Here is a 13515-nt window from a genome sequence, read left to right as displayed (position 1 = left end):
TAGTTTAACGTGCAGCAGATAGCCCGCTCTGTCGCCCTCGCATTTAATAATTTGCCGCGCCCCCACCGCGTTATGCTGGGATCGTTAACCGTTGTTACTCTGGCCGTCGCAGTCTGGCGGCCTTATGTTTACCATCCGAATGATGATGTTACGCCCATCGTCAAAGCCATTGAGTTAGACAAAAACGAGTTTCGCACACTGCTTCCTGAAGCCAGTGAACCTATCGATCAAACCACGCCCGAACCCGATGAAGAACTGCCTTCAGACGACGTCGATCAGGATGTCGCCGATACGGCAGGCACGCACGATTACACCGTCTCCTCAGGCGACACGCTCAGCAGCGCACTGAACCAGTATGGCATCGACATGAGCGACATTAATGCGCTGGTGGCCAGCGATAAAGATCTGCGTAATTTGCAGGTCGGTCAGCAGCTCAGCTGGACGCTCAATGATGCCGGCGCACTGGATACCTTTACCTGGGAAATCTCGCGTCGTGAAACCCGCACCTATACGCGCACCGATAAAGGTGGCTTTAGCATGCAGTCGCAGATGCAAAAGGGTGAATGGCGCAACAGTGTGATTCAGGGCGAAGTCCGCGGCAGCTTTGCCGCCAGCGCTATGCGTGCCGGTTTAAGCAGTGCAGAGGCCAGCAGCGTGATCAAAGCCATGCAGTGGCAGATGGATTTTCGTAAGTTACGCGCGGGCGATAAATTCAGCGTGCTGATGTCGCGCGAAATGCTGGAAGGCAAGAGCGCGCAAAGCCAGCTACTGGGTGTGCGTTTGCGCAGCGGCGGCAAAGATTATTACGCGTTCCGGGCCGAAGACGGCAAATATTACGACCGCAGCGGTGCGGGCCTGGCGCGGGGCTTTATGCGTTTCCCCACCGTGAAACAGTACCGTGTCTCGTCGAACTTTAATCCGCGCCGTCTTAATCCGGTGACGGGCCGAATTGCACCGCACAAAGGTGTCGATTTCGCGCTGCCGGTTGGTACGCCTGTGCTGGCTGTGGGCGATGGCGAAGTCGTGGTGGCCAAAAACGGCGGTGCCGCCGGTAACTATGTGGCCATCCGTCACGGCCGTCAGTATATGACGCGTTACATGCACCTCAAAAAAGTGCTGGTGAAACCGGGGCAAAAGGTAAAGCGTGGCGATCGCATTGCGCTCTCCGGCAATACCGGCCGTTCAACCGGACCGCATCTGCATTTTGAGATCTGGATTAATAATCAGGCTGTTAATCCCCTGACGGCCAAACTGCCTCGCATGGAAGGTCTGACGGGCAAAGATCGTTCGCAGTATCTTGCTCAGGTCAAAGGCTGGTTACCGCAGTTGGGGATGAAGTAAATACTTTGATAACGTCGACGGCATGGCCGTCGACTTTTTTATCTCTGGCGCAGGATGATTGCAAATTTACTCGTCGCCACTATCATTAGCCCGTCATTGATTGAGGCGAGTGCATGGAAACCCGTAAAAAAAATAACATTGAATTTATTCCCGTTTTTGAACGTTCTTTTTTAAAGCCAAAATACTGGGGCAGCTGGCTGGCCATTGGCGCGCTGGCGGGTATTGCATTGATGCCGCCTCGCGTGCGCGATCCGCTTCTGGGAGGGCTCGGCAAGTTTGCTGGTAAGCTGGCGAAGGGCGCGCGTCGCCGTGCGCTCATCAATCTCTATTACTGCCTGCCTGAATTAAGCGAATCTCAGCGTGACGCGATCGTCGATCAGATGTTTGCCACCGCACCGCAAGCCATGGCCATGATGGCCGAGCTGGGTATGCGCGATCCGGCACAGATCCGCCAGCGGGTTGAGTGGCACGGTCGGGAAATTATTGATCAACTGCAGGCCGACAAGCAGAACGTGATTTTTCTGGTGCCGCATGGCTGGGCTGTGGACATTCCGGCCATGCTGCTGGCCTCAGAGGGACAGATGATGGCCGCGATGTTCCATAACCAGAGCGATCCGCTGGTGGACTATGTCTGGAACCGTGTCCGCCGTCGTTTTGGTGGTCGTATGCATGCGCGCAACGATGGCATTAAGCCGTTTATCAGTTCGGTCCGTCAGGGCTACTGGGGCTATTATCTGCCTGACCAGGATCACGGGCCGGAACACAGTGAGTTTGTCGACTTCTTTGCCACTTACAAAGCTACCTTACCCGCCGTTGGCCGGTTGATGAAAGTCTGTCGCGCCCGCGTCGTGCCGCTGTTTCCGGTGTATAACGGAGAAAGGCATAAGCTGGAAATTTACGTTCGTCCGCCGATGGATGACTTACTCGAAGCGGATGACCGTCAACTGGCGCGCCGGATGAATGAAGAGGTAGAAGTGTTTGTGCGTCCGCATCCGGAACAATATACCTGGATACTGAAACTGCTTAAAACCCGAAAAGCGGGTGATGTCGAACCCTACTCGCGAGACGAGCTTTATCCTCGTAAATAAAGAAAGGCCGCATGGCGGCCTTTCTGATTTAGACGGGCGTTACTTTGGCGTGACGCCTGCGTTCCCGCAGAAACATCAGCACCAGGCCAAACCACAGGACACCACTGATAAAGTTGATCAGGCTAAACCAGATCACCCCACCGCTAAAATAGAAGTGCTTCGCCAGCTCAATGCCGGTAGCCAGTGTCAAAATGCTGATCATGCCCAGCATGGCCGCGACGCTGCCTTTACCTTCATCGCTGGCATAGAGCGTCAGCCGGTAAAGTCCGGCATTCACCATCCCGCCGCCGAACGCGTACAGGCTTAATCCTGCGGTAATCAACAAATAGCTGTGTGTGTTTATCAGCGTGGCAAATAAAGCAAGGCTTAACCCGAGTAATATGGGCCAGGCGGCAAATTTCACGGGTTGCTCAATCGGCATCCGGCCAACCAGTTTGCTCAGGGTCAGGTTACCGGCAATCATTGCCATAAATACCGGCAGCTGGAGCAGGGCGTACTCCATTCGTGAAAGTCCTTCATCACGCATCAGAATGACCGGGGACAGGGCCACCCAGGTCAGAATGGGAATGAAAACCAGTCCGATGGCAAAGGACCCAAACATCACCTGACGATCTTTTATCAGTCGGCCATAATTGCGCGCCAGCACCGGCAGCGCAATGGACTGGTGACGATCGCCGGCGGTTTCAGGCATGACCCGCCAGAGTACGATAAACGCCACGGCGCTGCAGGCGGCAAACAGCCAGAACATACTGCGCCAGCTTCCGACCGTGAGCCAGGCGGCGCCGGCCAGAGGCCCGGCGAGCGGTGCCAGCAGGGCGACATTCGCCATCAGTGCCATAATGCGCACGGCCAGTGCTTCCTCGAACGCTTCCTGAATGGCTGCATAGCCGACCGCACCAATAAAACACAGGCTAATTCCCTGCAGGAAACGCAAACTGACGAACTGCTCAATGTCGCTGACCCAGGTGGTCAGAATACAGGCGGCAGCAAAAAACAGAATGCCGGACAGCAGCACGGGCCTGCGGCCATATTTATCGGACAACGGGCCAAGCAGCCATTGTAAAACCACGCCACCCAGTAAATAGGCCGTGAGAGAGGTGGAAACCCACTGATCGCCTACGTCGAATTCGGCGGTGACCAGCAACATGCCGGGTTGGATCATATCGTGAGCAATATAGGTGGCGAACTCATAAAGCACCATCGCCAGCGGAAACAGCATCACGCGTCCGGTCAACTGGCGGATGGGTTGATAACGGGCCATCTGGCCTCCTTATGAAAAAACAAAAAACGCGACTGCAAGGCAGCCGCGTTTAAATGGTAATACAGATGTGTATGAAAAGCGGTATTAATCGACGCGCAGCACCCGGCCGGTGTTAGTCGTGCCGGTTGCCCCCATCACATCCCCTTGCGTGACGACTACTAAATCACCGGAGACGAGGAAGCCTTTGTCACGCAGCAGATTAACGGCGTCATGGGCGGTGGCCACGCCTTCGTTATCGCTGTCGAAAAACACGGGCGTCACGCCGCGATACAGCGCGGTGATATTCAGCGTACGTTCGTGGCGCGACATGGCAAAGATCGGCAAACCTGATGTGATACGTGAGGTCATCAATGGCGTACGACCGGATTCCGTCATGGTAATAATGGCGGTCACGCCCTGCAGGTGGTTCGCCGTGTACATGGCTGACATGGCGATCGCTTCTTCGATATTATCGAACTGCACATCCAGACGGTGTTTAGAGACATTCACGCTTGGGATTTTCTCGGCACCCAGACAGACTTTTGCCATGGCGGCAACGGTCTCCGCCGGATACTGACCGGCAGCGGTTTCGGCTGACAGCATTACCGCATCGGTGCCGTCCAGCACGGCGTTGGCGACGTCCATGACTTCAGCGCGCGTCGGCATAGGATTGGTGATCATTGATTCCATCATCTGTGTCGCGGTGATGATGGTACGGTTCAACTGGCGCGCACGGCGTATAAGGGCTTTCTGAATCCCGACCAGTTCCGGATCGCCAATTTCCACGCCCAGGTCGCCACGGGCAACCATCACCACGTCAGAGGCCAGAATGATGTCATCCATGGCTTCCTGCGAGGCGACCGCTTCGGCACGTTCTACTTTCGCGACCATTAACGCGTCACAGCCCGCATCGCGCGCCAGACGGCGGGCATAGTGCATGTCCTCACCACAACGCGGGAAGGACACCGCCAGATAGTCCACGTTGATTTTGGCGGCCGTGATAATATCGGCTTTGTCTTTCTCCGTCAGGGCTTCAGCCGACAGGCCTCCGCCCAGTTTGTTGATGCCTTTATTGTTAGAAAGCGGGCCACCTACTGTTACTTCGGTAAACACTTTGACGCCCTGAACCTCCAGCACCTTCAGCTGTACGCGACCATCATCCAGCAGCAGGATATCGCCGGGTACCACATCCTCGGGCAGACCTTTATAGTCAATGCCGACGCGTTCTTTATCGCCTTCGCCTTTGCCCAGCGCCGCATCAAGCAGGAACCGGTCGCCCACGTTCAGGAAGACTTTACCTTCTTTAAAGGTGGATACACGAATTTTAGGGCCTTGCAAATCGCCCAGAATGGCCACATGTCGACCGAGTTTTGCCGCAATCTGACGCACTTTATCGGCACGCATCTGGTGATCTTCGGGCGTACCGTGTGAAAAGTTAAGACGCACAACGTTGGCACCAGCAGCAATGATTTTTTCGAGATTGTTGTCGCGGTCAGTGGCTGGGCCGAGAGTGGTTACGATCTTGGTTCTTCTTAAACGTCGGGACATAGAGATTCCTTTGAATTTTGGAACTGAGCTGAATCGTTACTTTTTAAGGTATTAGCCCGTCAGATACTGATTACCACACAGAGGTATTATTATACATTCGAGTGTGTCAGAACTGTGGCACTGGGCCCGGAAGACGTCCAGTAAAGGCGCTTTTGTCAGATACAATACTGAGACTCACCGAGGAAGTCATCCCCCCTTCGACGCTAGCGCCAGCTTAATTGACCAGACGCAAGTGACGCAGCCATTCTGCGTGTCACAACGCGGCAGGATGAACAGCCCGTTCATCTGTATCGTAGTTACAGCAGGGCCGCGCGTAACAGACCAGGCTGTTGCGGTCGTTCGTTTGCCGGTGGGGAAGGCATCGTCTGTTGTTTGGCCCACGAAGCCGGTGTAACAGCGAAAAGCGTAAAGCGGCAAGTGTTGCACCTGCGCATTATCCCGACCAGATAGGGAGTAAATATCTGTTAGAATGGATAAATGCTGAGATGAAAGGCAATGCTGCCGGGGTGACCCTGTAGAATCAGCCGCGGGGCAAGGTCTGATAAGTCGGCTGGCCCTTTTTTTGCCATAATCAGCGTCGCACTGGCTGCAGCCAGACAATTTTTGACACAGAAAAATAAGCGAAAGCGCACGGGTCAACCTACCACAGACGCGAATTACGCGCAGAGTAAGTAGGGTGACGCCGCGGGCTGGTTTACCTGGCCTGGGGAAAAAAGTACATTGTGCTGAAAGTAAATAACAACATGGACCCGGTGCTCAGGATGCATCGCCACCGGGACTATCCTGCAACGAGGAGAGGAAAATGGCGGTAACACAAATAGCCCAGGCATGCGATCTGGTAATTTTCGGCGCCAAAGGCGATCTCGCCCGTCGTAAACTGTTGCCCTCGCTGTATCAGTTAGAGAAAGCGGGTCAGATTCATGAAGAAACCCGGATTATCGGCGTTGGCCGTGCAGAGTGGGATAAAGCTGAATACACCAAAGTGGTGCGTGAGGCGTTAGAAACCTTCATGAAGGAAAAGATTGACGAAGCGCTCTGGGATAAGCTCAGTAACCGTCTCGATTTCTGTAACCTTGATGTTAACGATACCTCGCATTTCCCAAGACTGGGTAAGATGCTGGATCAGAAAAACCGCACCACGATTAACTATTTCGCCATGCCGCCCAGCACCTTCGGGGCCATTTGTCAGGGCCTCGGCATGGCCAAGCTCAATGCGAAACCGGCGCGCGTGGTGATGGAAAAACCGCTCGGCACGTCGCTGGAAACGTCAAAAGAAATCAACGACAGCGTAGGCGAGTATTTCGATGAGAGTCAGGTGTTCCGTATTGACCACTATCTGGGGAAAGAAACGGTTCTGAACCTGCTTGCGCTGCGTTTCGCAAACTCCATCTTCGTGAACAACTGGGATAACCGCACCATCGACCACGTGCAGATTACCGTGGCTGAAGAGGTGGGCATTGAAGGCCGTTGGGGTTACTTCGATAAAGCCGGGCAGATGCGCGATATGATCCAGAACCACCTGTTACAGGTGCTGACCATGATTGCAATGTCTCCGCCTTCCGATCTCAGTGCCGACAGCATTCGTGATGAGAAAGTGAAAGTGCTGCGTTCGCTGCGTCCTATCGATCAGACGAATGTCCGTGAGAAAACGGTGCGGGGTCAGTACACCGCCGGCTTTGTGCAGGGCAAAAAAGTTCCCGGCTACCTGGAAGAAGAGGGCGCCAACAAAACCAGCTCTACGGAAACCTTTGTGGCCATTCGCGTCGATATCGACAACTGGCGCTGGGCGGGCGTGCCCTTCTATCTGCGCACCGGTAAGCGTTTGCCGACCAAGTGTTCTGAAGTCGTGGTGTACTTCAAAAACCCGGAGATGAACCTGTTTAAAGACTCTTACTCCGAGTTACCGCAGAACAAACTGACCATCCGTCTGCAACCGGATGAAGGGGTGGACATTGAGATCCTGAATAAGGTGCCGGGTCTGGATCACAAACACAAACTGCAGACGACCAAGCTGGATCTGAGCTACTCAGAAACCTTTAACCAGTCTCATCTGGCGGATGCGTACGAGCGTTTACTGCTGGAATCGATGCGCGGCATTCAGGCACTGTTCGTGCGCCGTGACGAGGTGGAAGCCGCCTGGACATACGTTGACTCCATCATCAACGCCTGGGCCGCAGATGGTGATTCCTCCAAACCTTATCAGGCCGGCACCTGGGGACCGGTGGCGTCCGTCGCGATGATCACGCGAGACGGTCGTTCCTGGAATGAATTCGAATAATCCCTTCCCAGCCCGCATAATGCGGGCTTTTTTTTGCACCACCTCTCAAAAATGAACTGCTGTTTTAAAAATTTTATCCGTTGATGGACGGTGAAACGGAGAATCCTGTATGGTAGTCGTGCTGTTAACCGGACTGGCGCTGTAAAGGCTTCGGCGCAGTGATCACAATGTTATTTACCAGGGGAAGTGATGAAAAACTGGAAAACGAGTGCAGAACAGATTCTGAAAACCGGACCGGTCGTGCCGGTAATCGTGGTTAACAAGCTGGAACATGCGGTTCCCATGGCTCAGGCGCTGGTCGCCGGCGGCGTCAGGGTGCTGGAAGTGACCTTACGCACGCCCGTGGCGATGGATGCCTTACGCGCCATTATCAAACAGGTGCCAGAGGCTATTGTCGGTGCGGGAACGGTGCTGAACACACAGCAGCTCCAGGAAGTGACGGAAGCGGGCGCACAGTTTGTAATCAGCCCTGGTATCACCGAGTCCTTACTCAAGGCCGCCGTTGAAGGGCCAGTTCCGCTTATTCCCGGCATCAGCACGGTGTCAGAATTAATGACCGGCATGGATTACGGTCTGCGAGAGTTTAAATTTTTCCCGGCCGAAGCCAACGGCGGGGTAAAAGCGCTACAGGCCATCGGTGGGCCTTTCCCTCAGGTGCGTTTCTGTCCGACGGGCGGTATCTCACCAGCGAATTACCGTGATTATCTGGCGCTGAAAAGCGTACTTTGTATCGGCGGCTCCTGGCTGGTGCCGAACGAGGCGCTGGAAGCAGGGGACTGGCAGCGTATTACGCAACTGGCCAGCGAGGCCGTCGCGGGGGCCCGCTAACGGGCAGACGGTGAGCCCACAGGCTCACCGCACTCACTTAACCCTGAACGCTGACGGCAGCCGCACTGGCTACCGCGCGCGCAACAGCCTCTTCCGTTGTCTCGGCGCAGGCCAGAGCAACACCTAAACGACGCTGACCTTCAATTTCGGGCTTGCCAAACAGGCGCAACTGCAAACCCGCCCCCAGTGCTGCTTCTACATTCGCAAACCGGACATTCTGGCTGGTTAACTGCGGCAGAATAACGGCTGAAGCAGAAGGGCCGTACTGGCGAATGGCCCCTACAGGCAGCCCCAGGAACGCGCGGACATGCAGGGCGAATTCTGACAGATCCTGCGAGATCAGCGTCACCATGCCGGTGTCGTGCGGACGCGGAGAGACTTCACTGAATACCACTTCATCGCCGCATACAAACAGCTCCACACCAAATAATCCATAGCCACCCAGTGCGTTGACCACGGTTTCCGAGATATGCTGGGCACGCTGTAGCGCCAGGTCGCTCATCTGCTGCGGCTGCCATGACTCACGGTAATCGCCGTCTTCCTGACGATGACCGATAGGGGCGCAGAAATGAATGCCGTCAACGGCCCTGATGGTCAGCAGGGTGATTTCAAAATCAAACTTCACCACGCCTTCAACGATAACGCGTCCCGCCCCGGCGCGACCGCCTTGTTGCGCATAATCCCAGGCCTTATCCAGCTGGCTGGTATCGCGAATAAAACTCTGGCCTTTGCCGGATGAACTCATAACGGGTTTGACGATGCAGGGAAAACCAATCCCGGCGGCGGCGACGACAAAATTTTCTTTGCTGTCGGCAAAGCGGTAGGTTGAAGTGGGCAGTGCCAGCTCCTCTGCGGCCAGACGACGAATGCCTTCGCGGTTCATGGTGAGGCGGGCAGCGCGGGCAGTGGGCACGACGCGCTGACCTTGCTGCTCCAGCTCCAGCAGTTTCTCTGTTGCGATGGCTTCAATCTCAGGCACCACGAAGTCTGGTTTCTCTTGGGCAATAACGGCGGCCAGTGCGTCGCCGTCCAGCATATTTATCACATGGCTACGGTGCGCTACATGCATCGCAGGCGCATTGGCGTAGCGGTCAACCGCAATCACTTCCACACCCAGACGCTGACATTCCAGCGCGACTTCTTTGCCCAGTTCTCCTGAGCCTAACAGCATGACGCGCGTGGCAGCAGGGCGTAGCGCAGTTCCGAGAGTCGTCATCATTTCACCTAAGCAGTCAACCAGTCAAAATTCGCGCGCAGTATAAACGAAAACGTTTGCGTTCTCACCCCTTGCACACATTTCATCTCGTTTGCGCTACTTTTCCTGCTCTGACGTTTCCTGACATCTTTTTGGTAATGATGATGTTTCTGGATGGTAACGGGAGTAAATAATGAATAACTGGCTGCAACAGATTCAATCAGTACTGGCAAAAAAGAGCGGTGACGGCAAATCCGGCGGCGGGCTGAGTGAGATGCTGGCCCCCGGTGCGCTGGGTGGCCTGGCGGGATTGCTGGTGGCCAGTAAATCATCACGCAAGCTGTTAACTAAATATGGCGGCAAAGCCTTAATCATCGGCGGCGGGGCAGCAGCGGGCGCGGTGTTGTGGAACAAATACAAACAGCGGGTGCGTGAAACCCATCAGGACGAACCGGGTTTTGGTGAGTTACAGACGCCGGTTGATCAGCGCGCAGAACGACTGGTCACGGCCTTGGTGTTTGCCGCCAAAAGCGACGGGCATATTGATGACCGTGAACGTGCGACGATTGAGCAGAACATTCATCAGGCAGGCTATGGTCAGGATGCGGAGAAACTGATCCAGCAGGCCATGCAGCGGCCGCTGGACCCCGAATGGCTGGCAGCGGATGTTAAAAATGAAGAAGAAGCACTGGAACTCTATTTTCTCAGCTGTGCCGCCATTGATGTCGACCATTTTATGGAGCGCAGCTACCTGTCGGCACTGGGCGACGCGCTAAAAATTCCGCAGGATGTCCGAAAAGGTATCCAGCAGGATATTGATCAGCAGAAGGCCAGTTAACCCATGTCCGGGCCCGTAACAGGGCCCTGAACACGCTCATACTCACTATCCCTGACTTGGCATCTGAAGACATTAGTGCCACCCTTAATGTTGATGATGTTCAGCAGGATGGATGATATGAAAGCACCTGACGCGAAAAAAATACCTTACGAGATGTCGCTGCATGGCGAGACGCGGGTCGATAACTACTACTGGTTGCGTGATGACAAACGCGAAAACAGCGATGTGCTGGACTACCTGCGTGCTGAGAACAACTATGGTCAGAAAATCATGGCGTCACAGGAGCCATTACAAAACCGTATTCTCCACGAGATCATTGACCGACTGCCGCCTCAGGACCATTCCGTTCCCTACGTAAAAAATGGCTACCGCTACCAAAGCCGTTATGAAAGTGGTAATGAATATGCCGCCTATTACCGGCAGCCTGCCAGTTATCAGGAAACTGATGAATGGACGTTGCTGCTGGATGCCAATCAGCGGGCTTCACACAGTGATTTTTATACTATGGGCGCGCTGCATATCAGCCCGGACAATCAGGTCATGGCCCTGGCTGAAGATTTCCTTTCCCGCCGCCAGTACGGCATTCGCTTTCGCAATCTGGAAAACGGGAGCTGGTATCCTGAGGTGCTGAATGATGCCTCTTCCAGCTTTGCCTGGGCGAATGATTCACGCACGCTCTACTATGTGCGCAAGCATCCGCAAACGTTGCTGTCTTACCAGCTCTGGCGGCATGAACTGGGCACGCCACAAAGCGATGACCAGCTGGTTTATGAAGAAAAGGATGATACCTTTCACCTCAGCATTCATAAAACCACCTCAAAACAGTTCATCCTGATCGTACTGGACAGTACCAATACCAGTGAAATTCAGCTGCTGGACGCCGATTTGCCGGATGCCCTCCCACAGGTCTTTCTGCCACGGCGACGCGATCACGAGTACAGCCTCGATCACTATGACTATACGTTTTTTATACGCTCAAACCGTGAAGGCAAAAATTTTGGCCTGTACCGCACGCGTTACCTCGACGAATCGCGTTGGGAAACCGTGATCCCCGCGCGTGACCATGTGGTGATGGAAGACTTTCAGCTCTTCCGTGGCTGGCTGGTTGTCGAGGAACGCCAGCGCGGCCTTACCAGCCTGCGGCAAATGAACTGGCACACGGGCGAAACCAGCGGTATCGCATTTGACGATCCTACGTACGTGACCTGGCTGGCTTACAACCCCACGCCACGCACCAGTAAACTGCGCTATGGCTACTCCTCCATGACCACGCCTGCCACGCTGTTCGAACTGGATATGGACACGGGTGAACGCCGTATTTTAAAGCAGAGCAGCGTCAAAGACTTCAATCCGGATGAGTACAAAAGCGAACATCACTGGATTACCGTGACTGACGGCACCGAAGTGCCGGTCTCGCTGGTCTATAACCGCAAGTATTATCAGAAGGGACAGAACCCGATGCTGGTTTACGGTTATGGTGCCTATGGCAGCAGCATGGATGCGGACTTTAGCGTCAGCCGGCTGAGTTTGCTGGATCGCGGTTTTGTCTATGCACTTGTGCATGTGCGTGGCGGCGGTGAGCTGGGGCAACAATGGTATGACGGCGGTCGCCTGCTTAACAAGATGAACAGTTTTACCGATTTTATTGACGTTACCCATGAACTGGTGGCAAGGGGTTTCGGGCACCCGGACCGGCTTTATGCCATGGGCGGCAGTGCGGGCGGACTGCTGATGGGGGCGGTCATCAATCTCGCACCGACGCTGTATCACGGCGTCGTTGCGCAGGTGCCGTTTGTCGATGTGTTAACCACCATGCTTGATGAATCAATTCCGCTGACCACGGGCGAGTATGACGAATGGGGCAACCCAAATGAGGCGAAGTATTACCACGCTATTCGTCAGTACAGCCCGTACGACAATATTGACGCCCGGCCCTGTCCTCATCTGCTGGTTACCACAGGCCTGCACGATTCACAGGTGCAGTACTGGGAACCGGCGAAATGGGTCGCAAAACTGCGTGAACATAAAACGGATGACACACTGCTCCTGCTCTGTACCGATATGGACTCAGGGCACGGGGGCAAGTCAGGGCGTTATAAAGCCTACGAAGGCGTCGCGCTGGAGCTGACCTTTATCATTGCACTGGCCCAGGGGAGTCTGCCCCCGCCTGACCTCAGGGAAGCTGACTGAGATATTTACGCAGCGCCTGTCGCAATGGCGGGCGCAAATCTTTGACGTTCTCCAGCATCCATTTCAGATAACCCGGATCTTTGCGGGCAATAACGGCCAGCGCCTGGCCGCGATACTTACCAAACGGCAGTACATCATCGCGCTGGGCGGCAGGCTGAGAGCGCTGGCTCATTTCAGCGGCGCTCCAGCCAGACAGGTCCATAATGCGGATCAACAGGGCCGCCGTAACATAGCAGTCGTAAAGTGCGCGGTGAGCATGTAAATCTGCGGGCGGCGTCACTTCCAGCTTCAGACTGTGCCGCAGCGCCTGATTCCCGTATTTGATGCCTGGCCACAGCTGGCGTGCCAGCGTCATGGTGCAGATCCAGTCGCCGGCCATCTCAGGCAACATCCGGCGGTCGAAGCTGGCATTGTGCGCGACATAATATGCACTGCCGTGGTAGCGCGTAATGGCATCTTCAATCGGCGGCTTACCCATCACCATCGCTTCAGTGATGCGATGAACGGCCATCGCCTGGCGGCTGATAGGGCGGTCGGGTGAAACCAAATCGCTCATGGGATTGACGATCTGGCCGTCAATCACATCCACGGATGCCACTTCGACAACGCCGCCTTGCAGCCCGCAGGTTTCTGTATCAATGACACGTAACATTATTTCTGTTTAGGCTCGTAGGGCAGGCGGGACAGATTCAGAGAGGCCTGGCGATAGTGCATCAAGCGCTGACGAAACCAGTCGCGCAGGGCTTCGGGTTGTTCACTGGCCACCATTTCAGCCACCACAGGCATGTTATAGCGTTCTTTAAATGCAACGCCTGCCGCCGCCAGATCAACGTTGACTTTGTCTTTCTCTTCCTGCGACAGCAAGGCAAGGTTATGACTCATGATATTCTCCTGATATGCGTGCGCAAAAGTAATGTTTTCCTCCGCCATACGCAAGGTAAAGGATAGCATTGCTGGCCTCGACAGTTA

11 protein-coding genes are annotated in these 13515 nt (G+C 54.8%); 6 read left to right on the top strand and 5 right to left on the bottom strand.

All coding sequences use genetic code 11. The features are described 5' to 3' along the window. Positions 1 to 9: 9 nt before the first annotated feature. Together mepM and lpxM are read left to right on the top strand one after the other, a co-directional pair. The gene (mepM, locus tag C7434_RS07290; protein ID WP_033741971.1) at positions 10 to 1341 is read left to right on the top strand and encodes a murein DD-endopeptidase MepM; all 1332 of its coding nucleotides are present in this window, start codon (positions 10 to 12) and stop codon (positions 1339 to 1341) included. 113 nt (positions 1342 to 1454) lie between these two features. Beyond that, a complete protein-coding gene (gene lpxM / locus C7434_RS07285) occupies positions 1455 to 2429 on the top strand; it encodes a lauroyl-Kdo(2)-lipid IV(A) myristoyltransferase (RefSeq protein ID WP_054687677.1) in 975 nt (324 codons plus the stop codon). Between the two features lie 28 nt (positions 2430 to 2457). Here lpxM and C7434_RS07280 read toward each other — a convergent pair whose 3' ends face one another. Beyond that, a complete protein-coding gene (locus C7434_RS07280) occupies positions 2458 to 3690 on the bottom strand; it encodes an MFS transporter (protein WP_033741967.1) in 1233 nt (410 codons plus the stop codon). Between the two features lie 84 nt (positions 3691 to 3774). After that, the gene (gene pyk, locus C7434_RS07275; protein WP_033741964.1) at positions 3775 to 5217 is read right to left on the bottom strand and encodes a pyruvate kinase; all 1443 of its coding nucleotides are present in this window, start codon (positions 5215 to 5217) and stop codon (positions 3775 to 3777) included. Positions 5218 to 6019: 802 nt separating this feature from the next. Here pyk and zwf point away from each other — a divergent pair. Both zwf and C7434_RS07265 read left to right on the top strand, forming a co-directional pair. Continuing rightward, positions 6020 to 7495 carry a glucose-6-phosphate dehydrogenase gene (zwf, locus tag C7434_RS07270; protein ID WP_006120280.1) on the top strand — a complete coding sequence of 492 codons (1476 nt, stop codon included), beginning with the start codon at positions 6020 to 6022 and terminating at the stop codon, positions 7493 to 7495. A 189-nt stretch (positions 7496 to 7684) separates the two neighbouring features. Beyond that, positions 7685 to 8323: a bifunctional 4-hydroxy-2-oxoglutarate aldolase/2-dehydro-3-deoxy-phosphogluconate aldolase gene (locus tag C7434_RS07265; protein ID WP_033741962.1), complete on the top strand. Its 639-nt coding sequence runs from the start codon at positions 7685 to 7687 to the stop codon at positions 8321 to 8323. A 37-nt stretch (positions 8324 to 8360) separates the two neighbouring features. On the opposite strand, the gene purT is transcribed toward C7434_RS07265, so the two are convergent. Continuing rightward, positions 8361 to 9539, bottom strand: a complete 1179-nt coding sequence (gene purT, locus C7434_RS07260; RefSeq protein ID WP_133745319.1) for a formate-dependent phosphoribosylglycinamide formyltransferase — start codon at positions 9537 to 9539, stop codon at positions 8361 to 8363. A 172-nt stretch (positions 9540 to 9711) separates the two neighbouring features. Between purT and C7434_RS07255 the strand changes: the two genes are divergently transcribed. Continuing rightward, positions 9712 to 10356: a DUF533 domain-containing protein gene (locus tag C7434_RS07255; protein ID WP_033741961.1), complete on the top strand. Its 645-nt coding sequence runs from the start codon at positions 9712 to 9714 to the stop codon at positions 10354 to 10356. 117 nt (positions 10357 to 10473) lie between these two features. Continuing rightward, positions 10474 to 12546 carry a prolyl oligopeptidase family serine peptidase gene (locus tag C7434_RS07250; RefSeq protein WP_133745267.1) on the top strand — a complete coding sequence of 691 codons (2073 nt, stop codon included), beginning with the start codon at positions 10474 to 10476 and terminating at the stop codon, positions 12544 to 12546. Here C7434_RS07250 and exoX read toward each other — a convergent pair. Both exoX and C7434_RS07240 read right to left on the bottom strand, forming a co-directional pair. Then, a complete protein-coding gene (gene exoX / locus C7434_RS07245; protein WP_033741958.1) occupies positions 12530 to 13198 on the bottom strand; it encodes an exodeoxyribonuclease X in 669 nt (222 codons plus the stop codon). The genes C7434_RS07250 and exoX overlap by 17 nt on opposite strands. Then, positions 13198 to 13428, bottom strand: a complete 231-nt coding sequence (locus C7434_RS07240; protein WP_006120290.1) for a DNA polymerase III subunit theta — start codon at positions 13426 to 13428, stop codon at positions 13198 to 13200. Before C7434_RS07240 ends, exoX begins: the two co-directional genes overlap by 1 nt. Between the last annotated feature and the right edge of the window lie 87 nt (positions 13429 to 13515).

The sequence above is a fragment of the Pantoea sp. PNA 14-12 genome (assembly GCF_004364735.1).
Taxonomy (GTDB): Bacteria; Pseudomonadota; Gammaproteobacteria; order Enterobacterales; family Enterobacteriaceae; genus Pantoea; species Pantoea stewartii.
This window is presented reverse-complemented; position numbering and strand designations above follow the sequence as displayed.

What these genes read in the sequence shown, in the direction of transcription:
- lpxM (WP_054687677.1), top strand. Translation starts at nt 1,455, where the DNA reads ATGGAAACCCGTAAAAAAAATAACATTGAATTTATTCCCGTTTTTGAA.
- C7434_RS07280 (WP_033741967.1), bottom strand. Translation starts at nt 3,690, where the DNA reads ATGGCCCGTTATCAACCCATCCGCCAGTTGACCGGACGCGTGATGCTG.
- pyk (WP_033741964.1), bottom strand. Translation starts at nt 5,217, where the DNA reads ATGTCCCGACGTTTAAGAAGAACCAAGATCGTAACCACTCTCGGCCCA.
- zwf (WP_006120280.1), top strand. Translation starts at nt 6,020, where the DNA reads ATGGCGGTAACACAAATAGCCCAGGCATGCGATCTGGTAATTTTCGGC.
- C7434_RS07265 (WP_033741962.1), top strand. Translation starts at nt 7,685, where the DNA reads ATGAAAAACTGGAAAACGAGTGCAGAACAGATTCTGAAAACCGGACCG.
- purT (WP_133745319.1), bottom strand. Translation starts at nt 9,539, where the DNA reads ATGACGACTCTCGGAACTGCGCTACGCCCTGCTGCCACGCGCGTCATG.
- C7434_RS07255 (WP_033741961.1), top strand. Translation starts at nt 9,712, where the DNA reads ATGAATAACTGGCTGCAACAGATTCAATCAGTACTGGCAAAAAAGAGC.
- C7434_RS07250 (WP_133745267.1), top strand. Translation starts at nt 10,474, where the DNA reads ATGAAAGCACCTGACGCGAAAAAAATACCTTACGAGATGTCGCTGCAT.
- exoX (WP_033741958.1), bottom strand. Translation starts at nt 13,198, where the DNA reads ATGTTACGTGTCATTGATACAGAAACCTGCGGGCTGCAAGGCGGCGTT.
- C7434_RS07240 (WP_006120290.1), bottom strand. Translation starts at nt 13,428, where the DNA reads ATGAGTCATAACCTTGCCTTGCTGTCGCAGGAAGAGAAAGACAAAGTC.